Below are 24,552 nucleotides of genomic sequence, written 5' to 3'. Positions count from 1 at the left end.
GGAGCAAGCCTCAAATGATGTCCGCGTCAAAGCTGAGACCGGGCGTGGAGAAGCGATGCCGCATCCGTCGTGGCGGCTGCCCTTGCTGGGAGATGTGTTGCGTCTCGATCCTCGGCGGCCGGTACAGCGTGAGGCGCAGTTCGTACGGGAGCTCGGGGATGTGTTCGAGATCAACATCGCTGGGAAGAAGGTGGTTGTCGTCGGGGGCGGGGACGCGGCCGCGGAGGTGTTCGACGAGTCCCGGTTCGCCAAGGCGGTCGTCCCACCGGTGAGCAACCTGCGCGAGCTGGCCGGGGACGGGTTGTTCACCGCGTTCAACAGTGAGCCGGCCTGGGCCCAGGCACACAACGTGCTGATGCCGTCGTTCAGCCAGCCGTCGATGCGCAGCTATCACGATGTGATGGTCGAGTGTGTCGACGGGCTGTGCCAATACTGGGCCGATCAGGCCTCCCACGGTCCAGTGGACGTCTCCTCGGATATGAATCGGCTGACGTTGGAGGTCATCGGACGCACCGGCTTCGGGTACAGCTTCGACTCGTTCTCCGCCGGTCGGCATCCGTTCGTCGAGTCGATGACGCGGGCGCTGTCGTTCGTGTCGCAGTCGGCGAACGATCTGCCGGTCCTCCGGGAGATCTTCGGGTGGAAAGCGTTGCGCCAACATCCCAAGGACATTGCGCTGATGCAGCGCACCGTCGACGAGGTGATCTCGGCACGCCGCCACGGCCAGTCACCGCGGCAGGACGACTTGCTGCAGCGGATGCTGGAGCACCCGGACCCGGAGACCGGTGAGCTGTTGTCGGATCAGAGTATCCGCAATCAGGTGCTGACCTTCCTGGTGGCCGGGCACGAGACGACGGCAGGTCTGCTGTCGTTCGCGCTGCACTACCTGTCGCTGCATCCCGAGATGGTCGAGCGAGCGCGGACGGAAATAACCCAGGTGCGCGACGGCAGCGGCCCGCTCCGGTTCGAGCAGGTGGCGAAGCTGCGCTATGTCCGCCGTATCGTCGACGAGACACTGCGGCTGTGGCCGTCCGGCCCGGCGTTCTTCCGCAAGGCCCGGACGGCCACGACGCTGGCCGGCTACCCGGTTGCAAAGGGCCAGACGGTTCTGGTGGTGTTGCTGGCACTGCACCGCGACCCGAAGCTGTGGGGCGAGAACACCGAGACCTTCGACCCCGACCGGTTCCTGCCTGCAGCCGTTCGTGCCCGTCCGGCCCACGCCTACAAGCCCTTCGGGGTAGGGGCTCGGGCCTGCATCGGCCGGCAGTTCGCGTTGCATGAGGCGGTCCTGGCGCTGGCGGAGATCCTCACTCGTTTCGAGGTCGCGCCGGTGCCGGGCTATGAGCTGTCGGTGGCCGAGTTGTTGACGATCCGGCCCGAGCGCTTGCAGCTGGCGCTACACGTCCGAGCGTGACCATCGATCCCACTTAACGGTCGAACAGTCGGTTTTCGCTACACTGCCTCCCCGCATCGAGATCAGGTCGAGACAGAGGGGGATCTTCGATGGGTTCATGGCATTTGATCGAAACGCTCGTGGAGGGTATTGCGACGCTGGTCGCCTCGGATGGTGAAGTTAAGGACATGACTTCGCTCCGCCGGAAAGTCTCGCCCGCACCGGACATCCCGGTGGAGCCGATCGTGGAGTACGTCCGGGAAGTCCGTAAACCGTTCGATCGGGTGTTGTCGTCGAAGAAGATGCGGCAGACGTGGCGGTTCTATGCCTGGCCGATTATCGGCCCGTTCGGCGATGTGCACGGCATCCATCTGTGGGTGGGAGAGCCAGGGGAGGAGCTGGGAAGGCGGCGTCTGACCTCAGGTGTGGCCTGGATGGTCGAGGAGATGCTGATCTATCAGACGTGGGAGTCGGGGGCGATGTCCGGTACGTTGCTCCAGGATTGGCTTCCCACAGCGACCCCTGCCGACTACATCAACCGAGCGATCTGCTTCGAGCACGAGGCCGAATTCCTGAATCTGGTGCTCAATCCGCGGTCCGGGGGAGTGCTGAGCACGTGGTTCTCGGTTCGGCACGACCACGGTCATGCGATGCAGTGGCAGGTCGTGTTACGCCCCATGGAAGACGGCTCTGGTGTCCGGGTGCTGTATCACGACGTGTCCGATGTATATCCGCCGTCGATGCCATCGTTGGCTGCTCTTGGGCTGCGTGAGGGGTTGTTAGGTGCCGATGTCCATGTCGCGCTGTTCGAGGCTCGGCGAGGCATTATCGCGATGTGGATCGGCCGGGCTCCGGAGTGGGTGGAGTGGCAGTATGCGCATGTCACCGGTCCCGTCGTCCATCCCGAGGATCTGCCGAGTCTGCAAGCGAATGCTCGGAGAGTCGAGAGCGGTGAGGTTCCCCAGGCCGGCGATCTCGTGCGGCTGAATGCGGGAGATGGTGACTGGGTCAAGGCCGCGGTGACATTGCGGCCGTTCCAGTTGCCGGATCGGCCGCCTCATGCCGCGCTCCTCCTGGCTCAAATCGCCCGCGTGGACGACTCATACTGATTCGGTCCTGTTGGAGAGCCAGGGTGGGTCAGGCCGCCTTCCCATCCTGCCGAACTGGATTGCTCGTGGAATTCCAACCAGGAGAGCACAAGCGGGTTACCACAGCTCGCGCCGCACGATAGTCGGCGCGGCCGGTGTCGGTCACCGGGAATCGGCCGTACCGCAGCCGAGCGGGAGCGTCGATCGGCAGGGCGATGGTCAGCGAGACCGTGCGGGGCACACCGGTCTTCTTGCCGCGTCGGCAGCGCCATTCCTGCTCTTCGATCCACCACCGGTGCAACTCCCGATCGAGAAGGTGACGGAGGACCCGCTGCGCCCCGACACCCGAGGCCCCGACACGGTCGGCGGCACGATCGAGTTGCTCCCGGAGAGCGGGGGTATCGGTCCTCGCGCGGGTGGGCACGCCCAGGCGAACGAGTGCGGAGAGGGTCCGCGTCACGGTGGCGAGGCTGTAGCCGGTCAGCGCAGCCACCTCGACGGGATTTCTGCCCTCTCCGGAAATATAGGGTTTTCCCGAAATCGCAGCCCAGTGGATGCGGGCAGCCACCGCACCCAACCCGGACCGGTGCGCCCAGAGATCGTGCGTGTGGTGGTGCAGCAGGCCGGAGGGGGGCCCCGGGGCGGGGGCGGGTTCCCCTTGTGTTGCAGCGGGGTGTGGTGCCGCCGGGTCGGGGAGTTCGAGTTGCCAGGTGGCGGCGCGGGTTCCGCGTCCGGTGCGGACGCATCGCACCCAGGACTCGTGGGCCAGCACCCGCAGACGCCGGGAGACGGTGGAGGCGTCGACGGCCGCGGCCTGGGCGAGTCGGCGGCAGTCGATGTCGACGGTGCGGGTGCGGGCGGTGCGGGCCACCGCGACGAGGGCGTAGAGGATGCGTTCGTCGCTGGCGCCACCGGGGCGGGCCCAGTGCGCCGGGTCGGATCCGATGGCGGCCTCGATGCGGTCGAGTTCGTCGTCGACCGGGGCCCGCGTGGCCGGGGGAGTGGGGGTGAAGCCGGCGGCGGTGTCCAGGGCGCGGCGCCATTGCCGGTCGGTGTCCTCGCGGCCGCGGGCGCGGTCCTCGCGCAGCCGGACCAGTCCCGGCGCGGTGGCGGCGGCCGCCCGGGCGTCGGCGAGGGTGTGTCCGGCGCGGGCCATGCCCAGGAAGATGCTGTGCACGAGGGCCGAGCGGTCCGCTCCGGGGGCCGGAACCGTGGACAGGAGGGCCCGGGTGGTGTCGGTGAGCCGGCGCCGCGGTCGGTCCAGGCGGGGATTGGAGGCCGGATCGACGATGCGCACCGGCCCGGTGTGGCGGCAGTGGGGGTCCGGGGAGGCGGAGTGCGGGTGCCGGGCGAGCAACCATTCCACCACCTCCGGCGCGACTTCGGTGTCGAGGCGGGCCAGGGCGGCGTCGAGGGCGGCCCCGTGCAGGTGGGGCCGGGACTGCCCGCCGCGGCGGTGCGGTGCCCCGGGAGGGCGGACGGCGCCGGTGGCGGGGTTCGTCAAGGGGGCGGTGTCGAGGCTGGGGTAGTGCTGGCGCAGGGCGTGGGCGAGGCGACGCACGTCGTCGGGGGCCGCGCCCGGGGCGGCGAGGCGCAGCCAGAGGTGCTGCCCGCCGGTGGGCCCGGACTGCGCGCGCAGGTGTGGAACACCGAGCTCCGCCAGCTGCGCGGCCAGCCGATCGGCATCGGTGCGGGCGGCGTCGGGGCCGTGGCGCCCGCTGTCGAGGTCGAACGCCAGCAGGCGGTAGCGATGGTCGGCGCCGGCCAGGTAGATCGCCCACGGAAATCCGGGCGCCTGGCTGGGCATGGCCATCGTGGTGGCGTACGTGTGAGTGCGATCCGGGTCGATCCGCACTCGGGCACGCGGCGACCAGCGGCGCGTGCACACGTCGAAAAGGCGACGATTCGGTGAGGTGTCACCGGTGAAGGTGGCGACACGCGCAGCGATCGTTGGCTCTGATTCAGGGCGCGATGTACCCTGAGACCTGTCCAGCAAGACAGTCCCTTCGGGGATATGCGGTACCGAGAACGAGCGCCAACTCGTTCTCGCCAACTTCAGACGAAAGCCCTCGGCCTGCCCGCCGGGGGTTTTCGCATTTCAGTTGTGGTAACCGCTTCGGCTATGTGCTGGTGCGGCGGAGGACTCCGCCGCACTTTTCTATGCGGAGAGCGGCATCGGCATCACTTCCTGGTGGATTTCTCGTACAAGGTCCGGACGGCCGGCGAGGCTGGAGAGAAGGTCCGCTACGTACTGGCTGAGTGAGCTGGCACCGGAATTGGCTGCCATCACTTCCAGCACTTCGCGCACGTCTTCCGGAACGCGGGTTTTCACTTCTTTGCGCGGCCCCTTGCTTGGCGTAGGCATTGTGTCGGCCCTTCCTCGTCACTGCTTCCGAACGCCCTTGATCTTGTCCCAGGTTGGTTCGGAAGAGGGGGAGCGACACGCCCCCAGTTCGCAACAGAAGTCATCCAGTGCAACATCGACCCTCAACTGATCGAAGCACACATGTGGCGTTATTTTAGTGATGGAATCTACAGGCGCCGGATGTACTCCTGGCGTGTCGCACGGTCGCGCTCCCAGACGGCCTTAACGACCGAAGACTTCACCCCATAAAGCTTGGCCATGCTCGCCACCCGATCCTTGTCGTAGTCCTTGCGGCCCTTCTCGATGCGCCCGAGCACGGTGGCCGAAATGCCGAGCGCTCGGGCCGCTTCCGCCTGCGTGAGACCAGCCAGAGCGCGCAAATCACTGAGCGTCATCCGGCCTTCCTGGATGGGAGCAAGGTCTGGGACGGTGATGCGCAAGACGTCGGCCACGCGCTTCAACAACGGCGGTGTGGGGGCGGCCCGGCCGGTCTCCCAAGCCGAGACGGTCGCTTCCGAGACCTCCGCGGCATCAGCGAGGTCAGCCATCGTCATGTCGAGCGCTTGGCGGTATCTGCGCAGGCGAGCCCCACTGAAGCCGTGTATGCCGCTTCGAGCCAACTCCACTCCCTGCCCTGGATCCTCCTGTCGCCGCTCATTGTCTCGCCCCTTCCCGCCCACTCGAACCACTAGTGTTTAGAATTATAAGGTGCTAATTTACGGATTAATTCGAGGAACCGCATGGAAGGTGCTGCGTCGAGGAAGGGAGGGCCTGCCGTGTTGCACAAACCCGCTGCTCCTGTCTACGATCCGCTCGCGCCCCTTCCGGGGGTTTCCCGAGGTCTGTCGTGGTCGGCCTCGGACGTAGCACTGACGCGATGGCGGAGCTCTACCCAAAGCCAGCTACGGAACCCCGGGGAATCAACTTGCGCGTACCACCGAGTGCCGAACACCTGCGCCCAACACTCAGTGAAGGGCGCCATCGGTCGTACCCGCTCCCGAACTGTGGCCGGCGACCCCTCGCGCCGCGTCCACTGCGCCCGCTGGCCTCAGGTCGTCGCTGCTCCGTCGACCTGGGGCCAGCGGCCCCGCTCAACTCCAAAAATCCCGAGGGCAGTCAAGTCCTCGTCGTACCCCCCGTTCGCGAACAGCGACGTCGTGCCCAGTACCAGCAAAGGCTGCATAAGTTCCTGGCCAGCGCCAAACTTGTCGGTGAACTGGGCTCTCACGGGAGCCCGTCCACGCACACGAGTCCGCGCAGTCGTTGCGTCGAGTGCCCATCGCGACTGTCGAAGAGATCCAGGCGAAGGCGACCGATCCGGGGCCCGTCAACCCGGAACACGTCCTGGCCATCCCAACGACAACGCGCACATGTGCCCTCGTGCCGAAGCAATTGCATTCTCCGAAGGCGGTTTTACACCGTATCGGGCTATCGACACTCCCGCCTCGGAACAAACAGGGGTGACTGCTGGCATCGGGAAACGGCTGTTCGGGAGGGAGAGAAATGAAATGTTGGGGCAAAAGAGTCCTGGCTATGACCGTCACCACGGCTGCGGTCATAGCTGGTGTGGGTGGTCTGGTCCCGGTGCACGCGCAGACGAATTGGCTCGACGGGCTGGTCGATGGGTGCCCGGATCTGTATGTCCTCGGGATGCAGGGCACCACGGAGTCCTCACCGGATGCACCGGTGAAGGTCGACACCGGAATGCTCTCGAAGATCATGGGGCCGATGCTCGACCAGGCCCGCGAACTGGGCGCGAGCGTCGATCGCGCCTACGTCCCGTATCCGGGTTCGTTCGGCGGCCTCACCCCCGGTGGTAGCCGGTCGTACGTCGAGTCGGTCACCGAGGGGGAGGAGAACCTGTCCCTGGCTGCGGAGATGGTGCTCTCGGCGTGCCCGTCGACCAAGCTGGCGGTGGTCGGCTACTCCCAGGGCGCTCATGCGGCCTCGAACTTCCTGCGCTCGGTCGGCCAGGGCAGTGGGGTCGTCCCGGCCGGCTCGGTCGCGGCCGGTGCCCTGTTCGGCGCACCGACCCGCGGCGCCGGATCGGGGCTGTTCCCCGGCACCTCGCAGACCTCGCCCTCGGCGGTCCCCGGCACCACGGGTGAGGCAGTCGAAAGCCTGGCATCGGTGTCGTTCGTGGCCCCGGAAGGCGGCGGCATCGGGCCTGTCGCCGATCTGACCGAGGACTACGGCACCCTGTCGGGCCGGGTCTCGTCCTGGTGCCAGACCGGGGATCTGGCGTGTGACGCCCCCGCGAACGCCCCGATCGTGCGGGCGGTGGTCAACGTCGCCGGGCAGGTCGAGGTCGGCGGCGATCCGTTCGTCGCCGTCGCCACGGTCGGCCGGGCACTGGCCTCGACCGCATTCACCACCGCCGTCGACATGGTCAACCAGGACGTGCAGGCTCCGAAGAACGCCCTCGACTCGGTGTCGATCCAGCCGAAGAAGACGATCTCGCAGCGGTTGGCCGAAGCCTCCGATCCGCGGGCGACACCCCCGACCGGGCAGGAAGTGACCGCGGCGTTGATGAAGGTCGGTCTGATCGGCCTCAATGCGGCCGTCACGGTCGCGAAGAAGGTGCTCACCCCGGAGACGATCGCCGCGGTCGCGGCGGTCGGGCTGGCCAACCCCGCGGCCGCGTTCGGGGTGCTCGCCGCCAAGACGGTCAGTGTGCTGCCCAAGCTGGTTCCGCCGGCGACCTCACAGCGGCTCGTGCGCCAGGCGTTCGAGGTCGTGGCGAACGAGGTCAAGGCCAACCGGGATGCCTTCGATCTGGTGGCGACGACGACGCTGCGCAACGTCGCCGCCGAGCACGGCTCCTACGGGTCGGTCCCGGCCATGGCCAGCGGGCAGGCCCCGACGCGGTTCGTTGCGGCCTGGCTCGCTGCGGCGGCAGCCGACCTCGCCGCCGCCACGTCCTCCACGTCCATGTCCACGTCCGCGACCACGGCGAAGACGGTGACCTCCACACCGACGGCCCCGAACACCACGCCGACGCGGCCGACGACCACTTCCGAGACCGTCTCGACCACGCCGTCGCAGACGGTCGCCTCCACCACCTCGGCACCGGCTGTGACCACGACGCATGTGGTCGAGGCGGGGCCGACGGTGCTCGAGCAGGGCGGCGTCTCGGCCGCCGCACTCAACTGATTCCACGCCCCGACACACACGAGAGAGAGAAGCGATCATGAGCAGACATCGCAGGGCTTCGCGGATCGCCAAGGCGAGCGTCGTGCCCGCCACGGCCGTGGCGATCGTGGCAGCAGGGTCGGGGCTGGCCTCGGCCGCTCCGGTCGAGCTGCCCTCGCAGGGCGGGGTGACCACGCCGGCCCCGTCCACCCAGGGCGGCACCACCAGCGCCCCGAAGCCGGCCCCGGCTCCTCCGGCCAAGCAGATCTACTGGACCCCGCCTCCGGCGCAGCAGCGTCAGTACGCGCCGCTGCCGGACTACAACTACGACACGAACCGTTACGAGCGGCAAAGCGCCCCGCCGCCGATCGACCCGCTGGCGCTGCGGGCGCCGCAGCCGGTCCCCCCGGAGCCGATCTACCTCGCTCCGCCCGAGAAGATCATGATCGGCGATGTCCATTTCAACCAGCCGAACTGGGTCACCGACGACGACCGCGAGCGCACCAACAACACCGCCGGTCTGATCCGCTCCGAGGTGGCGACGTTCTACAAGTCGGTCGGTGTCGATGCCAGCCGTGCCGATCGGGTCGCTGCTGCGCAGATCGGTGCGACGGTGGCCGGTGCCGCGGCCGGGGCTGCGGCCGGGGCGGTTCCCGGCGCGCTGATCGGCGGCACCATCGGCGGTATCGCCGGGGCTGCGGCCGGTGGTGTGGTGCCGCTGCCGATCCCGGTGCTGCCCGCGGTGACCACCGGTGTGGCCGGGACCGCGGCGGGCGCAGCGATCGGCGGGGCGGTCGGCGCGGTTCCCGGTGCGGTGGTCGGTGGGGCGGTCGGTCTGGCTGCCGGGACCGCCTTCGGTGCCGGTGACGACGAGGGCCAGCCCATCGAGGTGCAGCTGCCGGATGTGCATCAGGAGGCGCTCACCGAGCAGACCGATTCCACGGTCGAGCAGTGGCGCTCCTCCGGTCCGGTCGGGCAGGCCGCGGCCGATGCCGTGCGCAGCGTCGTGACCAGCGCTCCGCAGGTCGATTCGCAGGTCCGTGAGTGGGTGAAGGTCCAGCCCGGTGGCGAAGGTGTCGTCGCGGGGGCGGACACCGTGCTCGCCACGTTCTTCGGCGGTTCGCTCGGCACGGCCGCCGAGATGATCTCGACCGCGGCCGCGGACGGTATCAACCCGGCCTGACCTGCCCGAACATCTCGCCGGTGGGGGCGGGTAGCTCCGCCCCACCACCCGACGACGGAGGATGCATTGTCGACCGGCAATCGAGGACAACTCTTCCCGGACGTGACCGAGCGGTACGGGCCGGAGCCGACTCCGACCGACGACACCGACACCGGATCGGTGCACTTTCCGATCCCCGAGGAGACCATCGACGCCGCGGTGGTGCCGAAATCGGACCTCCAGCCGGTCGATGCGGCCTCCGTCCCCGAACAGCCTGCCGACAACGAGTCGGTGATCCAGACCGACCTCGAACCGATCGTCGCTGCCGAATCCGCAGCCGAGACCACCGTCGATACCGACCCGGCGCCGGTCCATCCTGCCGATCACCCAGCCCACGGCCCTGCCGGCCACGGCGATGCGGCGACCGAGGTCGATCCCTATGCAGGCGCCCCGGAGTGGGTCCGCGCCCACATCCCCCGTGGCCCGCTGATGATCCCCGAACGCACCCGTGGGGGATTGAAGTCCGCGATCAGCCGTGCCCGCACTACCCGCCTGGCCCCTGCCGCTGCTCCGGCTGCGGCTGCGGTCGAGGTCGTCGAGGAGACGACCGCCCGGCCGGTCACCGACAGCGCCTCTGCGGCCGCGACGGTCCGCCCCGATCGATCCCGCACCTGGATGCTCGTCGGCGGCGGTGTCGCGGTGCTGGCGGTGGTCTCCGCGGCGGTGGTCACCGCGATGACGGGCACCACCGACGAACCGCAGGTGCCGCCGCTGCGCTCGCCGACGGTGGTGTCCTCGTCCACCATCACGACCTCCACGACCGCATCCGCGGCCCCAGGGTGGTGCGCCCCGGTCACCGAGTCGGATCGGGTCGTCGGCAACGGTCCCGGTGGCCGCGACACGGGCCCTGCGGTGATCCAGGCATTCGAGCACGCCTACTACGTCGAGCGGGACGGCAAGGCCGTCGCGGACCTGATGGTCCTGCCCGGCAGCGATATTCAGAGTTTCATCGACGCCGTGCCGGTCGGGACCGAGCACTGCGTGAGCGTGCTGCCGACCGAGGATCCGAACCGCTGGTCGGTCGATGTGCTGCTGAAGTTCCCGCCCGTGGGAGACGAAGGCATCCACAGGCAGTGGATCACCACCCTGCCCGCCGACGGCGGGTTGAAGATCGCGAACGTGGAGAACCGATGACCAACGTTGTCGCGCTGCGTCGTAGCCCGAAAATTGATCAGCCCGAACACCTCTCGACCATCGTGGTGGCCGGCTCCGGGGGAGCGGCCGCGACCACGACCTGCCTCGGCCTGGCCACCGCCCTGCGCCTGGGCCTGGGCGCCGACGTCGCCGCGATCGACGGAACCTTCGGCGGTGGGAACCTGCTCGACCGCGCCGGGGTCGAACCGATCGATTCTGCGCGGGCGATCCGTCAGCTCGGCTCCCGCATGGTGCTCAGCAGCGCCGGGGCCGTCGTCGTCGGCCACGGCGAATCCTCGGATTCGGTGCTGGTGGACAGCCTGCTCGCCGACCGGCATCTGGCCCGTATCCACGATGTCGGCACCGCCGTGCGGTCACGTCGTCTGGCCCCGTTGATCGAGGCGGGCGCTGCGATCGTCGTCGCCACGGCGCCTCGTGCCGAACCGTTGGCTCGGATGCGTGTCGGTCTCGAATGGCTCGTCGGCACCTACGGGCGCGGCGTGCTCCCACGCACGGTGGTATCGATCTCGCATCAGCTCCCGCAGTGCGTGGTCGATCTGACCCCGATCCGCGACGCGCGGTCCCCGCTGGTCGCCGCGTTCGTGGAAGTGCCGTTCGATGCGACCTTGGCTCGCCCCGGCACCGTCGATCACCGGCACCTGTCGGTCGCCTCGATCGACGCCTGGACCGATGTGCTCGACGCGTTCGGCCGCATCAAGGCCGGCCACCAGGATACCGACCAGCAGGCAGGCACAGGAGAGCTGGCATGAGCATCCGCGAACACACCAGCGCCGACGCTCGCATCGAGCCGTACCCGGTACCGACTCCCGGACCTGCGGTCTGGCTGCTCGGCGCACACGGTGGGGCGGGAGTCTCCACCCTCGCCCAGTATTGGAGCTTCGCCGACGACGCGAAGCATCGGTGGCCGTGCGGTGACGCCCGGGAGATCGAATCGCCGTATGTGGTGGTGGTCTGCCGCGAAACCATCCAGGGCCTGTCCAGCGCCCACGATCTGATCCTCGAGCACCGCAACCGCGGGTTGGTGTGCGAGCTGCTCGGCCTGGTCACCGTGGCGAACGCGCCCGGTCCGCTGCCGAAGGAGGTGCGTCAGCTGCGTGCGATCGTCACCGGCGCGGTGGCTGCGCACTGGGCGATCGGCTGGCATCGCTTCCTGGCCTCGGCGGCCCGGTCGAGCCTGCCCACCTGGCGCGCCCTCGACGGCGTGCCGATTCAGACCAAGGGAGCCGTGATCGCCGTTCCCGAGGACGTGATCGCTGCCGGCGTCGGCATCGTCACGGCAATCCAATCCGCTCTGCCGACCTTGTGGTCGGGGCAGTAGCCAGCACCTTCGAGCAAAGGACATTTGCATGTTCCAGACAGTCGTGGACACCGCGATTCTCGCGCAAGGCGCCGTGAATTTCGACATCAACCCGGAGGTGCCGCCGGGCGCGAACGGCCTGCTCAAGCTGCTGAACTGGCTGCTGTGGGGTGTCACGCTCGCGTGCGTGGCGGCCCTGATCTTCTCGGGCGGGAAGTTCGCGTGGGAGAAGTGGCAGCACGGCTCGGGGGACTCACCGAAGATGCTCGTCGGTTCCCTCGTCGGGGCAATCGTCGCCATCTCCGCCAACCAGATCCTCAGCGCCGTCACCAGCGCGGCATAAGGCGGGGTCAGCGATGCAGGTGTCCGCCCAGGGCGTGGTCAGCCCGCCCCCCGACGTTCTCGACGGTCTCCAGACGCTTCTGGGCTACGCGGCCTGGATCGTCTTCGCCCTGTGCGTGGCCAAGGTGATCTTCGTCGGCGCACGCCTGGCCTGGGACCACAAGCACGGCGCCGGCCTCGAATCCCCCACCGCGGCCGAGTTCGTTGCGGCGAACATCGGCGCGCTCCTCGCCGGCGGTGTGGCCGCCACCCTCGCCACGATCCTGCTGGCCACCGCACACGGGCCCCAAGCCCACCAGCTCGGCGGCGGTCATTCCCCGACCGTCATCGAGCAGCTCGAACAGCTCCAGCAACAGCAGCAATCCGATAGCGAGGAGAACGAACGATGATGCGTCGGTGGGCGCGGACCGTGGTGGTCGCGGTGGCGCTGGTTGCCGTGAGCTGCGGAGACTCGGAGACGACCGAGACCGCGGTGTCGCTGACCGATCCGCCGCAGATCGCTCGGTGGGTGACCGTCGGTGGCATCGAGGTGCCGATCGGCACGACCGACGGACCGCGAGGCGGTGAGTGGGAGCCCTTCGCCGGGTTCAGCCACACCCCGCAGGGTGCGGCCCTGGCGGCGATCACCCAGTCGGTGCAGCTGGCCACCGCGTCCGATCGCACCTGGCCGACGATTCTGTCCGGGGTGGCCGCCCCCGGGGAAGGCCGCGACCTGTACGCCGCCCACCGCGGGCTGGTGGAGATGTCGGGAACCGACCCCGAGATGGTGCCGACCATCGTCGGCTACACCGTCGCCGACTACAGCGACACCGCCGCCACCGTCGACGTCGTGCAGCGGTTCTCCGACGACTCGCTCGCATCCTCGACCACCCAGGTGGTGTGGATCGACGGGGACTGGCGACTGAACCTGCCCAGCGATACCGCCGCCACCATCACCGCTCTCGACGGCGTGCCGTCGGAACTGGTCGACCTCGAGGAGACCCGCAAGTGACCGAACCCCACACCACCGGCCCCGCCGGGGACACGAACACACTCTCACTCGAGGACACCGAGAACGAGCGGTCTTCGGCGGCAACGAAACTCACCATCGGGCTGGCGGCAGTGGCCGTGATCGTCGTCGTCGGTCTCGTGCTGAGCATCGTGATGCTCTTCCGCGGCGACGACGCCGAACTGCTGGTATCGCTCGATCCGACTACCGACAACGGGGCCACCGCCCGACTCGAGGACCTCCAGTTCATGCCGGAACCCGTCTTCGGCAAGTTCGATCGCGTTGTCTACGTGCCGCTCGACACCAGGGGGGTGATCCTGTCCGAGACCCTCGCCAGTACGAATCGGCCGGTCGAGCAGGCACCGAGTGGGGTGATGCTCCAGCGCATCCACGGCAACATGGACCTGCCGTTCTCGACCTCCGACGGCCCCACCGGCTTCACCGACAATGGTGTGGCCACCGGCTTCGCCCGCACGGCCCAGGGAGCGGCGCTGGCCGCGGCCCATTACGTCGCCTACCTCATCAGTGGAGACAACCGCGCCGGGATGGTCGCGGAAGCAGGTCACTCGTCGGACCCGGCCGTGCTGTTGGAGGGATTGAGAATGCCGGACGACACGGCGGTTACAGCGTCGCCGATGGTCAACGTGTCGTTCCATCCTGATCTGACCCTGGTGAAGTTCGGCGCCAGCGTCGAACGGTCGAACGGGGCTACCGAGGTCGAGGTACTGAAGATCCCGGTGGTGTGGCGCGAGGGCACCGGTTGGGTTGTCCAACTGGACTCGACGGCCTTGAGCGGCGGGTTCGAGCCGGTGTCGTCCGAAGGGTGGCAGCAGTGGTGGTGAACCGCAGTCTGCTCACCGGCATTCTCCGGCTGGTCGCTGTGCTCTGCGCCGTCGCGGCCGTCGGCATCGGCGCAGCGAGTGCAGCCTTCGCCCAGGAGACCGAGCCCTCGGGGGACTCGTCCGGCGGCGGCATCGACAGTGCCGAAGTCGACAAGCAGGGCGACGAGGACTTGGGGTTCGACTGGCTGGAAACGGGTGCCGGTGCCTTGAGCTGCGCCAACCCTCTTGCGGCTGCCTTCAGCGGGGCCGTCAGTCTGACCACCGATGTCGACGTTCCCGGCTGCTTGGACGCAGCCGGCAACGTCGTCGATGCCGGAACGGGCGCGATCGAGGACGGCATCAATGACGCCGCTGCCGGCGCGGTCGAAAAGACCGCGCTGTGGATCGGCAATGCCGGTGTGGCGGTGTTGAAGTTCGCTCTCGGGTGGTGGATCACCGGCACCGAGATGGACGGGGACACCTTCCAGGACACGGTCGCGACGGTCAACGACTACACCTTCTACATCCAGGTCGCCGCCTTGTCGTTGTCGCTGATCCTGCTCGGCGGGCGTCTGGCGCTGGCCCGATCGGGGGCGATCCGCGACACCTCGGAAGAGGGCCTGAAACAACTGGCCCGCGCTGCGGTGCTCGCCGGGGGAGCCACGACGATGATCGTGCTCGGCACCCGATTGTCGGATCAGATTTCGGCGTGGTTCCTCGGCAGCGCGGTCGGCTCCGATCCGTCCCGCCTGGCCGAAGCGATGGTGACGATCCAGCTCTACGCAGGTCCGGCCGGCGTCGGTTTGCTGTTCCTGATCGGCCTCATCGGGATGCTCGGCGGTTTGATGATGGCGTTTTTGATGCTGCTGCGCACCGGCATCCTGGTGCTCATGGCCGCGGCGCTGCCGATCGCGGGTGCGGCCGGGGGCACGAAGGTCGGCAGCCAGGCGTTCGAGAAGATGCTGGCCTGGACGATCGCGTTCCTGCTGGTCAAACCGGTCGGGGCGTTCGTGATCGGGGTCTCGGCGATCCTGTTCCTCGAGGCCACCCCGACGATCACCGATCCCGAGAACGGGGACGGGTTCATGGCCCTGTCCGGGGTCATCACCTTGTGCGCCGCGGCCCTGGTGCTCCCGGCGCTGATGCGGCTGATCGTCCCGAATGTCGGCGCTCTCGGTGGCGGCGGCAGCGGCATGGCGGCCGCGGCCGGTGCGGCGGCGGTCGGCGCGAAGGTCGGCGGCATGATCGCCACCGGCGGTGCCAGTGGCGCAGCGTCCGGCGCGGCGACCACGTCCTCGACGTCGACGTCGACGTCGACGTCGACGAGCATGGGCACCCCGCCCAGCGGCGCCCAGACCGGCGGCGCACCGTCCGGTTTCGGTGCGGCAGGCGGGGGACCGGCCGGCAACCAGCAGGGCACCCCCTCCGGTGGCGGTGCCGGCGCGGCTCCGCAGGGCAACTCCTCGGGCACCCCAAGCGGCGGCGGGAATGGTCAGCCCGGCGGCAACACCTCCGGCACTCCCGGCGGCGGATCCTCCGGTGATGCGGCGGCCGCGGCCGCGGTGGCGTCCGGTGCCGGTCCGCAGTTCCACCGAGGGGGCTTCGAACAGTGAGCGAGGAGAAGACCTACAACACCTACGGCAACTGGCGCCGGCCTCGGGAGACCGGCATTCTCGGTGCCACCTTCGGCACCTCGATCGCCGCGATCGCGGCTGCGGCCCTGGTCATCATCACGGGTCTGTTCTTCGGCCTGAAGGTCACCGTGCTGCTGGCGATCCCGATGATCGCCTGCTTCATCCCCCTAGTCATCTCCCGCGACGGGCGTTCCGGTTACGAAAGGGCACTGATGCGAGTCCAGTTCTGGCGCGGCCGCCGCCGCGGTGAGCACACCTACGCCTCGGGCACGTTCTCCCGCGTTCCCGGGCGGGCGTACCGGCTGCCCGGTGTGCTCGCCGACACCGAGCTCTACGAGGGGATCGACTCCGACGGGCGCACCTTCGGGATGATCCACATGCCCAGCAAAAACGCCTACACGGTCGTCTTCGACGCCTACCCGCAGGGCGCGGAGGCCGTCGATCAGGACGTGATCGATCACTACGTCGGCAACTGGGCGCAGTTCCTGTCCGCGGCGGGGGAGACCTCGGACATCCTCGCGGTGGTCACCACCGTCGAAACCCTGCCCGAGACCGGCATCGAGCTCTACGAGACGGTGCATCAGAACACCCGCGCCGACGCCCCGCAGCTGGCCCGCGATGCCGCTTACCAGCTCGCCACCGGCTTGACCACGGGCGGTATCCGCCTGGCTGCGCGGATCGCGATCACCTTCGAGGCCAAGACCGCCGAACGCAGGCAGGATCCCTCCGAGCAGGCCGTCGAGCTCGGCCGGCGGCTGCCCGCCCTGACCGCGGCGGCGGCACGGGCCGGGGTGCCGTGCTCACCGATGGACGCGGACGAGGTCATGGCGTTCGTGCGCCGCTCCTACGATCCGGCCTCGCTCGTCGACGTGGAGACCGGCCTGCACTCCGGCGACGGCACCGGATTGACCTGGGAGGACTGCGGCCCGCGCACCGCCCTCGAAAGCCCGGACGGCGGCAAGTACGTCCACGACGGCGCGGTGTCGGTGACCTGGGAGATGCGCGAAGCTCCCAAGGGCGCGGTGACCGAACGAGTCCTGGCGCGACTGTTGACTCCGAACGACGCGGTGCCGCTCAAGCGGGTGTCGGTGCTCTACCGGCCGCATTCGGCCGGCGATGCGACCGACATCGCCGACCGCGACTACCGCAACGCGATGGCCGAAGCGCACGGCGGCTCGCTCAAGAACGGCTCGATCGCCTCGGCGAAGTCGCAGATCGAGGTCGCCGCGACCGCCCAGGCCCGGATGGAGCAGGCCCGCGGTGCGGGCATGGTGCGCTTCGGGGTGCTCGTCACCGTCACCGAACCGGCCGGGCGCGCCGATGTGCCGAAGATCGACGCCCTCATCGAGGACCTCTCGCGTCAGAGCCGCCTGACGATCCGCCGCTCCTGGTGCTGGCAGGCCGCAGCATTCGCGGCCTCCCTCGGCGTGGGAGTCATCGCCCCCGACCACACCACCATTCCCAGCTTCCTCAGCAACTAAACACGCAAAGGGCTAGAGGCATGAGTGCACGCAACGCCACGAGATCGTCGCGGCTGCTCACAGCGGAGAAGATCGCCAAGACCCTGCTGTCGGACGAAGAGCTGTCCCGCCTCGAAGAGCAGGCCGCCACCGCAACCGGGCTCAAGAAGGCATGGAAGAAAAGCCTGGTCACCCGCCAGTACAGTCGCCGGGCGACGGTGGAGCGGTTGACCCGGATCAACTCCGACGGCTTCGACCGGGAGGTCGCTGATCTCGACGCCCGCGGATTCGACGGCCCCGGTGGGGGCCGGATGTCCACGGTGATGCCCCCGGTCGAATACCGGGGCACCTCGGTTCAGGTCGCCGGGATCTACCCGTGGATCGTCGGGGCGAAGGCCCCGCTGCTGGGCACCCCGCTGGGCCGGCATCTGACCACCGGAGCCGCCGTGGGTTTCGATCCGCTCTACGCCTGGACGATGAAGGCGATCACCGCCCCGTCGTGTTTCATCTGCGCGCTCAACGGTTTCGGCAAATCGACGCTGCTGCGCCGGATCGCCCTGGGGGACATTGCCCGCGGCACGTTGGTGCTCGTGCCCGGTGACGTCAAGCCGGACCTGCGGGTGCTCGCCGAGCAGGTCGGCGGGCAGGTCAGCGAGGTCGGCTACGGCACCGGCGCGATCAACCCGCTGGGCCGCGGCCCGATCGGCGACGCGATCGAACAGCTCCCGGCAGGCTCGCTCGAGCGGGAGAAGGCCGAGTTCGCGTTGCACGCGCGCCAGCTCAACATGATCTGCGCGCTGCTCGAGATCGTCCGCCGCGGCCCGCTGAAGGACTTCGAGGAAACCCTGCTGGCCTCGGCGATCCGGCTGCTCTACGCACCCGGCTCGACGTTCGACAACGATCGTGCTGCCCGGATCGAGGATCTGCTGACGCTGATCGCCTCCGGCCCCGGCGAGCTGCTCGACGACGCGGTGGCCGACACCGCCGAGGAATACCGCGGCCAGATCAAACCGCTGCTGCGCTCACTGCGCGCGCTGGTCAAGGGCCGGTTCGGGGAAACCTTCAACCGGCACAGCACCGTGCGGATCGATATCACCAAACCGATGGTCGATTTGGACATGTCCTCGGTCCCGCCGGGGGACGAGCTGATGCGGGCCGCGGTGCTGCTCGCCGGGTGGAACGAAGCGTTCGCGGCGGTGGAGGCGGCGCACATCCTGGCCGACAACAAGGTGCCCGGCGCGAAGTCGATCGCGGCGCACATCATCTTGGACGAGGTGTGGCAGGTGATCCAGACCGGCAGCTCGGCGGTGGCCCGGTTGGATGCGGTGCAGCGGTTGCAGCGGTCGATGGGCGTGGCGATGACGCTGGTCACCCACTCGCTGGCGGACTTCGAGAAGGTCGGCGCGCTGGGCATGATCGAACGCTCCCGCGCCCGGATCATCGGCCCGGTCCCCGACGCCGAACTCGACCGCCTCGCCCACTTCATGACGTTCTCGCAGGCAGAACGCGCGATGGTCACCGGCTGGGCCAACGACACCACCTCCTCGGTGGAGGAGAAGAAGGCGCTGCGCCAAGCCCGCCGCAAGGCGACCCTCGGCGCGGCCGCCGACGATCCCGGCGTGGCGGACAGCACGCGCACCGCCGCCGGTGTCGGGCACTTCCTGCTCAAGCTCGGCGAAGGCGCGACACCGGGCACCCCGTTCAAGGTGTGGGTGCCCCCGGCGGAGAAGGACTCCGGGATTCACGACACCGATGCCCGTCTGCGGGCCGCCGACGAAGACCGGGGCACGGAGTTCGCGGCATGAGCGGGCGTGGCCGTCCCGGCCGCCGCCGGTACACCCTCGTCGACGACCTCACCCGCGACGCCGCGATCGAGGCGGTCCTTCAGCGCATGCAGGCCGGCGACAGCTTCACCGCCGCGACGCGAGCCGCCGCCGCGCAGCTGGAGGTGGCCGAAACAACGGTGCGGGGCTGGGTCAACCGCTCCGGCCGGCGTCCCCGCCGCACCGAACGCGATGTCGCCGCCCTGGAGGCGGAGCTGGCGCTGGCGCGGGAGCTGAACCGGGCGTTGGCGCGCAAGCACGGGGTCGTGATCGAGGGTCTGAGTCTGCGGTGACCGACAAGGGGGGCACCGGGCTGATCGCGCTGATCCTGGCGCTCGTCCTCGTTCCGTTCTTCCTGCTTCTCGTGCTGGTGATGCGGATTGCGGACGAGGAAGACCGCGAGAACGGCACGAGTTGCCTTGGCCCCGGTAGTGGTCTCGGGTCGGGGGACACGCTCGCCCCGAGGGGCTCGTTCCTCAAGCCGGTCGATCCCTCCGCGGTCACCGTCACCTCCGGGTTCGGCCAGCGGTGGGGGACCCGGCATCAGGGCATCGACCTGGCCGGCGCCGTCGGCACCCCGATCTATGCCTCGGCCGACGGGGTGGTGCGCCACGCCGGTCCCGCCAGCGGGTTCGGGCAGTGGGTGGTGCTCGACCACGTGCAGGACGGGCAGTTGGTGTCCACCGTGTACGGGCACATCGACACCTACACCGTCGCCGTCGGTGAGCAGGTTCGTGCCGGTCAGCAGATCGCCACCCTCGGCAACCGGGGAGAATCGACCGGTCCGCACCTGCACTGGGAACTCTGGCCGGGCGGCTGGGGCACCGCAGCGGTGGACCCGCTGCCGTACTACGACTCCGCTCCCGCACCGGGGGAATCCTCGGCCGGGCCGACCACGCCGGTGCCGCCGGCCCCGTCCAACGGCAGCTTGGCGCAGCCGTTGCCGCCGTCGGCCGGCTCCGAGCAGGGCCTGCAGGTCGATGCGAAGAAACTCGCTCGGGCGACGCACCTGAAGTTCGGGGATCGGATCGCGGGCCTCGGCGGGTGGCGTGCCGACGGTGGTTACGCCACCGACCACACCGAAGGCCGGGCTGTGGATGTGATGATCGGCAACTACCGCTCCGGCGACGGGGTGGCCCTCGGGGACGAGATCACCGATTACATCCTGGCCAACGCAGAGTTCTTCGGCGTCGAGTACGTGATCTGGCGGCAGACCTACTATCCCGTCGGCGGTGCCCCGAGCCTGATGGAGGACCGTGGCAGCGAAACCGAGAACCACTTCGACCACGTGCACATCAGCGTCCGGGGTCAGGGCACCGACGAGAGGTTGGTGTCGTGGGGGTCGCTGCCCGGTGGCAGCGGCAACGCCACCGCCGCGCCGGCGGACTGCCTCGTCTCCGGTGAGGGGCTGGGCGACCGGCTCGCCGACGGCAGCGTGCCGCCGGAGTTCGTGCCGTGGCTCGAGCGGGCCGGGTCGATCTGCCCGCAGATCAAGCCCTCGTTGCTCGCCGCGCAGCTCGCCGCCGAGAACGGCTTCCGTCATGGGGAGTCGGCTCCGGTGTCGGTGACCGGGGCGAGGGGGCCGGCGCAGTTCATGCCGGGCACGTGGGCGTCCTACGGCCGGGACTACGACGGCGACGGCCGGGTCGATGTGAACAGCATCGGCGATGCGGTCATGGCCCAGGGCCATTACATGTGCACCCTCGCCGCCACCATCGACGGCGCGATCGCAGACGGGGTGGTCTCCGCCCCGAACGGGCGCACCGAGCTGTACCTGGCCGGCTACAACGCCGGCGAAGGCGCGGTCCTGGCCTCCGGGGGGTTCCCGACCGGGCACCCCGACTACGTGGTGCAGACCCGCCCCTACGCCGACACGATCATCGCCGCCGAACCGAAGTACCGGGCGAGGAGCAACCAGTGACAAGAGGTAAGCCCGTGAGGATCACACGCATCACCGTCGCGGCAGTGTGCACCGCGGCCGCCGTCGCCCTGGCCGGCTGCGGCAGCGACACCACCCGCGACCAGCACGTGCATGAGGGCAGCGACGACCACCAGGTGATCGAGCCGCTCTCGCCGCAGCAGAGCGACGCCGACCAGACCGCGATCACGGCCATGCAGATGATCCTGTCCTGGCAGCCCGCGCTCGACGAGAGCAAGACCGACGCCCTGATCCGGGCCACGGCGTATCTCGGCGGGGACCTGCTCGCCGTCGCCGAATCCGGCACCCGCGCCGAGGTACGCCCGGATGCGGACTGGCAGCAGTGGGCGGCGTCGAAGGACGCGGTGGCCGCGACCTGTGTGCGGGCCGACTCGACCCCGGCCGCACCGGACGGGATGCGCACCCTCGTCATCGACGTCACCTGCACCCAGACGGTGCTGCACGCCGGCGGGCGCAGCACCCGCCTGACCCCGCAGACCTGGCGCACCACCGTCACCCGCACCGACGACGGGTGGCGGCTGACCGACTACCGATACCAGCAGTAGAAAGGGGCGCACGACGATGGCACAGACAAGGCGCGATCGGCCTCGCACATCCTCGGGCGCCGACGAGGTGATCCTCACCGTATTTCCCTTCGTCGCGGTGGCGGCGTATCTGCCGACGATCGCCTACAACACCGGCGGGGGCCAAGACCCCACCTGGAACCCCCTCGGCCTGCTGTTCGCCCTGGCGTTCGGGGCGACGAGCTGGCCGGCCGGCGCGACGACCGTCCTGATCCTCGAAGTGGTGCTGGTCGCGGCGGTCGCCGGGGCTGGGTGGTGGGCGCTGCGCCGGTTCGGGGTGCTCGAGACCCTTCGGGGCACCCGCTTCGAGAAGCGCATCGATCGTCTCGCCCGCACGATGGTCGACCCAAAGGAGGTCGACGAGGCCGACCCGACGTACCTCGCCGCCAGCACCGACCGGCTCGCCCCGGCGATCCCGAAGACCCATCCCGGCTATCTCGGCATCCCGCTCGGTGACACCGTGGTCGGCCACCGCACCCTGCGGATGACCTGGGAATTTGTGGCGATTGCGTTCGCCGGCGCCCGGATGGGCAAGTCCGCATCCTTCGCGATCCCGGCGATCTGCCACGCCCCCGGGGCGGCGTTGGTGGCCTCCAACCGCGGTGACGTGTACTCGCACACCGTCGGTATCCGCCGCCAGAGCGGGCGGGTGTGGGTGTTCGACCTGCAGGGCGTGACCACCGGCAACCGGCAACAGCGAGCCACGTTCTGGTTCGATCCGCTGCGCACGGTCACCGACCTGCCGTCCGCCGCGGTCGTGTGCGGCTACTTCATCTCCGCCGCCACCGATCCCGGCGCCCGCGTCGATGCCTACTTCGACGGCAACGCCCGCGACCTGTTCGCCTCCTACCTGCTCGCCGCCGCCCTGGCCGGCGGGGACGTCCGGCATGTGGTCGAGTGGCTGACCCACACCCAGTCGCAGATTCCCCCGGCGGTGCTCGAGCAGCACGGCTACCCGGAGCTGGCGCGCACGATGCGCGGCAAGCAGGCCGTCAACGCCAAGCAGCGCGACGGCTTCTACGACATGGCCCGGCGCTTCCTGTCCCCGTTGGACGAGCCTCGCTACGCCGACGCGGTCCTGCCGAACCGACGGGTGGTCATCGGCACCGATCAGACCGGCCAGGTCACCGTCACCCCCGGTCGCCGTGTCCACAATCTGCCGGAGTTCATCGCCGAAGAGTTCGCCACCCGCACCGACACGATGTATGCGCTGTCCAAGGACGGGCCCGGCTCGTCCTCGGCGCTCTCGAGTGCCCTGGTCGGGCAGATCCTCACCTGCGCCGAGGAATACTCCGAACAGCAGGACTCGGAACGGATGCCGATCCCATTCACCGCGGTGCTCGACGAGGCCGCCAACATCTGCAAGATCGAAGACCTGCCGCGCTGGTACTCACACTTCGGCGGCCGCGGCATCATCCTCATCACCTTCTTCCAGTCCCCCTCCCAGGGCGAGAAGGTCTGGGGCCGCGAAGCGTTCCAGGCCATGGTCGATGCATCCAGCATCATCTGGTACGGCGGCAACGTCGACGACGACGCGTTCCTGTCCGGCCTGGTCGATGCAGTCGGCACCCACTACGTCGACACCGAATCCCGCAGCCGCCCCGCCGGCTTCTTCTCCAGCAGCCAGTCGAGCGTGTCGAACAACTGGCAGAAGGAAACCATCTTCGAAAAGCGGGACCTGCGGGCACTGCCGAAAACCCGCGCCCTGGTCACGATCGGTGGCTCCACCCCGATCCTGGTCCGCAAGGCGTTCTGGGGTGACTCCCAGTTCGCCGAGAAGATCCGCCAGTCCAAGCAGGAAAGCAAGCAGCTCGGCCCCGTCCAGCAGAAGGCTCTGCCTGTCGGTGAATCCGATCGGCCCGTCGTCGTCGCCGACATGGTGATGCTGGCCGACGACCAGAGCGACACCGCACCTATTCCCCTCGAGCCCACGCCCGAGACTTCTCGTGCCGACCGGCTCTTCCACTCCGAGTTTCTGGCAAAGGACTGAACATGGTCGAGGTCAACACCGCAGCGTCCGACGAGTGGGACACCAGCAACGAAGCACCCGACGGTTATGAGTACGAAGACGAATACGAGGCGGACGAGGACACGGAGGAGGACGAGACAGACGATCCCGCCGCCGAGTACGAAGACGAGGCGGACGCACCGTTGGCGAAGGACCCGAAGTTCGCCAACGTCATCGAGTGGGTCAACGGCTTCTTCCTGCCGGTGATCCGCCGTCGGATCAGCGACAACGACGGTGGGCTGTCCTGGGACCCGCGATGGTGGGCGTACCCGGAGGTCGTCGCCCGGCTAACCGCGCTGCACCAGGCATGGGAGGAAGCGCGGGTGTCGGATTCGATGTCGGCCATGTCATCGTGGTGGATCCAACACCTCGAACCACACCTGCGCGTCATCCTCGACGGCGATACCGGCCCGATGGCCAACGCCAAATCCGACCGCAGCTTCATGGGCTGGCCAGCCATGCCCGCCGACCCAGTTCCCCCCAACCTGATCGACAGGATTCTCGGCCAGCACAACTAACCTTCTGCTTCATGTTAAGGATCTACCAGGGAACAGCTCGGCGGTGGGCACCTGTGGTGTCGATGGCCGGGGCGACCGCACTGGGTGTGTCGGGATGCTCGTCGAGTGGCGACGTCGAGACGACACCGGAACCGTCATCGTCGGTGTCGTCCTCCTCGAGCACCGCTCCCACGACCACGCTCGCCTCAACGACGGCTGTCACCACGGCGCCTGCTGCCACGGGGGACTCGGCGGTTCCCGCCGCGGACGAGTTGGTCCTGTCAGCCGATCAGCTGCCCGGAGCGGGGTGGAAACCGGATGATGACGGCGACCCCGAGTCGACCGAGCGCCAAGAGGCGTCGCAGCCGGAGTGCAGCAATCAGTCCTGGATGCTGCGCACCGACGAGATGACCGACGATGCCGCTGCAGCCTGGTATTTCGATCAGGCCGCCGAAGTCGAAACGATCCCCAGTCAGGCGTTCGTGTATCGGGACGAGCACGCCGCGACCGAAGCGTTGGCGGCGTATCAGGAGGTGGTTGGCCAGTGCGTATCCTGGCAGATGGGTGCCGGGACGGCCGGTTACACCTTCGATGTACATCAGGAAGTCTTCGACACTGCGGTCGGTGACGAGTCCGTAGCCCGGATACAAACCACCACAATGATCCGGTACCCGGATGTGCCTGCGAGCTCGACCTACTGGGTCACCGCCAAGGTGGGGCCCTCGATCGTCCAGCTCACTATCGGCCGGGGACACTGATGGGAAGCGGCCAGGGCACACGCCAGGCGATCGAGTTGGCCACGATTGCGGTGCAGCAGGCGCAGAC

General features: G+C 68.8%; 24 protein-coding genes. 20 read left to right on the top strand and 4 right to left on the bottom strand.

All coding sequences use genetic code 11. The annotated features are described in order from the left end of the window. Positions 1-55 precede the first annotated feature (55 nt). Together OCS65_RS28265 and OCS65_RS28260 are read left to right on the top strand one after the other, a co-directional pair. Positions 56-1,414: a cytochrome P450 gene (locus OCS65_RS28265; RefSeq protein ID WP_263510476.1), complete on the top strand. Its 1,359-nt coding sequence runs from the start codon at positions 56-58 to the stop codon at positions 1,412-1,414. Between the two features lie 89 nt (positions 1,415-1,503). Then, complete coding sequence (locus OCS65_RS28260; protein ID WP_263510475.1) at positions 1,504-2,502, top strand: GAF domain-containing protein; 999 nt, start codon at positions 1,504-1,506, stop codon at positions 2,500-2,502. A gap of 28 nt (positions 2,503-2,530) precedes the next feature. Here OCS65_RS28260 and OCS65_RS28255 read toward each other — a convergent pair whose 3' ends face one another. From OCS65_RS28255 to OCS65_RS28245, 3 genes are all read right to left on the bottom strand, one after another. Further along, positions 2,531-4,336: a hypothetical protein gene (locus OCS65_RS28255; RefSeq protein WP_263510474.1), complete on the bottom strand. Its 1,806-nt coding sequence runs from the start codon at positions 4,334-4,336 to the stop codon at positions 2,531-2,533. A 303-nt stretch (positions 4,337-4,639) separates the two neighbouring features. After that, positions 4,640-4,846: a toxin-antitoxin system gene (locus tag OCS65_RS28250; protein WP_139311051.1), complete on the bottom strand. Its 207-nt coding sequence runs from the start codon at positions 4,844-4,846 to the stop codon at positions 4,640-4,642. A gap of 167 nt (positions 4,847-5,013) precedes the next feature. Next, complete coding sequence (locus OCS65_RS28245) at positions 5,014-5,472, bottom strand: helix-turn-helix domain-containing protein (protein WP_263510473.1); 459 nt, start codon at positions 5,470-5,472, stop codon at positions 5,014-5,016. Between the two features lie 907 nt (positions 5,473-6,379). Here OCS65_RS28245 and OCS65_RS28240 point away from each other — a divergent pair. From OCS65_RS28240 to OCS65_RS28160, 17 genes are all read left to right on the top strand, one after another. Beyond that, positions 6,380-7,999 (top strand): cutinase family protein, encoded by a 1,620-nt coding sequence (locus OCS65_RS28240; RefSeq protein ID WP_263510472.1) that lies wholly within the window; start codon positions 6,380-6,382, stop codon positions 7,997-7,999. A 37-nt stretch (positions 8,000-8,036) separates the two neighbouring features. Beyond that, positions 8,037-9,161 (top strand): insoluble domain protein, encoded by a 1,125-nt coding sequence (locus tag OCS65_RS28235; RefSeq protein WP_263510471.1) that lies wholly within the window; start codon positions 8,037-8,039, stop codon positions 9,159-9,161. Between the two features lie 102 nt (positions 9,162-9,263). Further along, entirely contained in the window at positions 9,264-10,334 is a 1,071-nt protein-coding gene (locus tag OCS65_RS28230; RefSeq protein ID WP_263510470.1) for a DUF8176 domain-containing protein, read from the top strand. Next, positions 10,331-11,104 carry a hypothetical protein gene (locus OCS65_RS28225; protein WP_263510469.1) on the top strand — a complete coding sequence of 258 codons (774 nt, stop codon included), beginning with the start codon at positions 10,331-10,333 and terminating at the stop codon, positions 11,102-11,104. The genes OCS65_RS28230 and OCS65_RS28225 overlap by 4 nt, the downstream gene beginning before the upstream one ends. Next, the gene (locus OCS65_RS28220) at positions 11,101-11,673 is read left to right on the top strand and encodes a DUF6668 family protein (protein ID WP_263510468.1); all 573 of its coding nucleotides are present in this window, start codon (positions 11,101-11,103) and stop codon (positions 11,671-11,673) included. Before OCS65_RS28225 ends, OCS65_RS28220 begins: the two co-directional genes overlap by 4 nt. Before the next feature lie 28 nt (positions 11,674-11,701). Then, the gene (locus OCS65_RS28215) at positions 11,702-11,995 is read left to right on the top strand and encodes a hypothetical protein (protein ID WP_010596728.1); all 294 of its coding nucleotides are present in this window, start codon (positions 11,702-11,704) and stop codon (positions 11,993-11,995) included. A gap of 13 nt (positions 11,996-12,008) precedes the next feature. Continuing rightward, entirely contained in the window at positions 12,009-12,383 is a 375-nt protein-coding gene (locus OCS65_RS28210; protein ID WP_263510467.1) for a hypothetical protein, read from the top strand. Continuing rightward, a complete protein-coding gene (locus OCS65_RS28205; protein WP_263510466.1) occupies positions 12,380-12,985 on the top strand; it encodes a DUF8175 domain-containg protein in 606 nt (201 codons plus the stop codon). Before OCS65_RS28210 ends, OCS65_RS28205 begins: the two co-directional genes overlap by 4 nt. Positions 12,986-13,101: 116 nt before the next feature. After that, positions 13,102-13,824: a DUF8175 domain-containg protein gene (locus tag OCS65_RS28200; RefSeq protein ID WP_263510465.1), complete on the top strand. Its 723-nt coding sequence runs from the start codon at positions 13,102-13,104 to the stop codon at positions 13,822-13,824. Continuing rightward, positions 13,815-15,416 (top strand): hypothetical protein, encoded by a 1,602-nt coding sequence (locus tag OCS65_RS28195; RefSeq protein WP_263510477.1) that lies wholly within the window; start codon positions 13,815-13,817, stop codon positions 15,414-15,416. Before OCS65_RS28200 ends, OCS65_RS28195 begins: the two co-directional genes overlap by 10 nt. Beyond that, complete coding sequence (locus OCS65_RS28190) at positions 15,413-16,918, top strand: SCO6880 family protein (protein ID WP_263510464.1); 1,506 nt, start codon at positions 15,413-15,415, stop codon at positions 16,916-16,918. The genes OCS65_RS28195 and OCS65_RS28190 overlap by 4 nt, the downstream gene beginning before the upstream one ends. Positions 16,919-16,938: 20 nt before the next feature. Then, positions 16,939-18,702, top strand: a complete 1,764-nt coding sequence (locus OCS65_RS28185; protein ID WP_263510463.1) for an ATP-binding protein — start codon at positions 16,939-16,941, stop codon at positions 18,700-18,702. Next, complete coding sequence (locus OCS65_RS28180) at positions 18,699-19,013, top strand: hypothetical protein (protein WP_263510462.1); 315 nt, start codon at positions 18,699-18,701, stop codon at positions 19,011-19,013. Before OCS65_RS28185 ends, OCS65_RS28180 begins: the two co-directional genes overlap by 4 nt. Further along, positions 19,010-20,641: a M23 family metallopeptidase gene (locus tag OCS65_RS28175; RefSeq protein WP_263510461.1), complete on the top strand. Its 1,632-nt coding sequence runs from the start codon at positions 19,010-19,012 to the stop codon at positions 20,639-20,641. Before OCS65_RS28180 ends, OCS65_RS28175 begins: the two co-directional genes overlap by 4 nt. Positions 20,642-20,655: 14 nt before the next feature. After that, a complete protein-coding gene (locus tag OCS65_RS28170) occupies positions 20,656-21,204 on the top strand; it encodes a hypothetical protein (protein WP_263510460.1) in 549 nt (182 codons plus the stop codon). Positions 21,205-21,220: 16 nt separating this feature from the next. Beyond that, positions 21,221-23,212 carry a type IV secretory system conjugative DNA transfer family protein gene (locus tag OCS65_RS28165; protein ID WP_263510459.1) on the top strand — a complete coding sequence of 664 codons (1,992 nt, stop codon included), beginning with the start codon at positions 21,221-21,223 and terminating at the stop codon, positions 23,210-23,212. A 2-nt stretch (positions 23,213-23,214) separates the two neighbouring features. Further along, positions 23,215-23,748, top strand: coding sequence for a DUF4913 domain-containing protein (locus OCS65_RS28160; RefSeq protein WP_263510458.1), 534 nt, complete (start codon positions 23,215-23,217; stop codon positions 23,746-23,748). A gap of 22 nt (positions 23,749-23,770) precedes the next feature. Here the strand turns inward: OCS65_RS28160 and OCS65_RS28155 are convergent, their stop codons facing one another. Continuing rightward, positions 23,771-23,950, bottom strand: coding sequence for a hypothetical protein (locus tag OCS65_RS28155; RefSeq protein WP_263510457.1), 180 nt, complete (start codon positions 23,948-23,950; stop codon positions 23,771-23,773). Between the two features lie 166 nt (positions 23,951-24,116). Here OCS65_RS28155 and OCS65_RS28150 point away from each other — a divergent pair, with 166 nt between their 5' ends. After that, a complete protein-coding gene (locus OCS65_RS28150; protein WP_263510456.1) occupies positions 24,117-24,485 on the top strand; it encodes a hypothetical protein in 369 nt (122 codons plus the stop codon). The last annotated feature ends 67 nt before the right edge of the window (positions 24,486-24,552 follow it).

Source organism: Rhodococcus aetherivorans, from assembly GCF_025722975.1.
Lineage (GTDB): Bacteria > Actinomycetota > Actinomycetes > Mycobacteriales > Mycobacteriaceae > Rhodococcus > Rhodococcus aetherivorans.
This window is presented reverse-complemented; position numbering and strand designations above follow the sequence as displayed.

Coding starts and splice junctions, on each gene's coding strand:
- OCS65_RS28265 (WP_263510476.1), top strand. CDS start 56: ATGCCGCATCCGTCGTGGCGGCTGCCCTTGCTGGGAGATGTGTTGCGT.
- OCS65_RS28260 (WP_263510475.1), top strand. CDS start 1,504: ATGGGTTCATGGCATTTGATCGAAACGCTCGTGGAGGGTATTGCGACG.
- OCS65_RS28250 (WP_139311051.1), bottom strand. CDS start 4,846: ATGCCTACGCCAAGCAAGGGGCCGCGCAAAGAAGTGAAAACCCGCGTT.
- OCS65_RS28240 (WP_263510472.1), top strand. CDS start 6,380: ATGACCGTCACCACGGCTGCGGTCATAGCTGGTGTGGGTGGTCTGGTC.
- OCS65_RS28235 (WP_263510471.1), top strand. CDS start 8,037: ATGAGCAGACATCGCAGGGCTTCGCGGATCGCCAAGGCGAGCGTCGTG.
- OCS65_RS28225 (WP_263510469.1), top strand. CDS start 10,331: ATGACCAACGTTGTCGCGCTGCGTCGTAGCCCGAAAATTGATCAGCCC.
- OCS65_RS28220 (WP_263510468.1), top strand. CDS start 11,101: ATGAGCATCCGCGAACACACCAGCGCCGACGCTCGCATCGAGCCGTAC.
- OCS65_RS28215 (WP_010596728.1), top strand. CDS start 11,702: ATGTTCCAGACAGTCGTGGACACCGCGATTCTCGCGCAAGGCGCCGTG.
- OCS65_RS28210 (WP_263510467.1), top strand. CDS start 12,009: ATGCAGGTGTCCGCCCAGGGCGTGGTCAGCCCGCCCCCCGACGTTCTC.
- OCS65_RS28205 (WP_263510466.1), top strand. CDS start 12,380: ATGATGCGTCGGTGGGCGCGGACCGTGGTGGTCGCGGTGGCGCTGGTT.
- OCS65_RS28185 (WP_263510463.1), top strand. CDS start 16,939: ATGAGTGCACGCAACGCCACGAGATCGTCGCGGCTGCTCACAGCGGAG.
- OCS65_RS28180 (WP_263510462.1), top strand. CDS start 18,699: ATGAGCGGGCGTGGCCGTCCCGGCCGCCGCCGGTACACCCTCGTCGAC.
- OCS65_RS28165 (WP_263510459.1), top strand. CDS start 21,221: ATGGCACAGACAAGGCGCGATCGGCCTCGCACATCCTCGGGCGCCGAC.
- OCS65_RS28160 (WP_263510458.1), top strand. CDS start 23,215: ATGGTCGAGGTCAACACCGCAGCGTCCGACGAGTGGGACACCAGCAAC.
- OCS65_RS28150 (WP_263510456.1), top strand. CDS start 24,117: ATGCTGCGCACCGACGAGATGACCGACGATGCCGCTGCAGCCTGGTAT.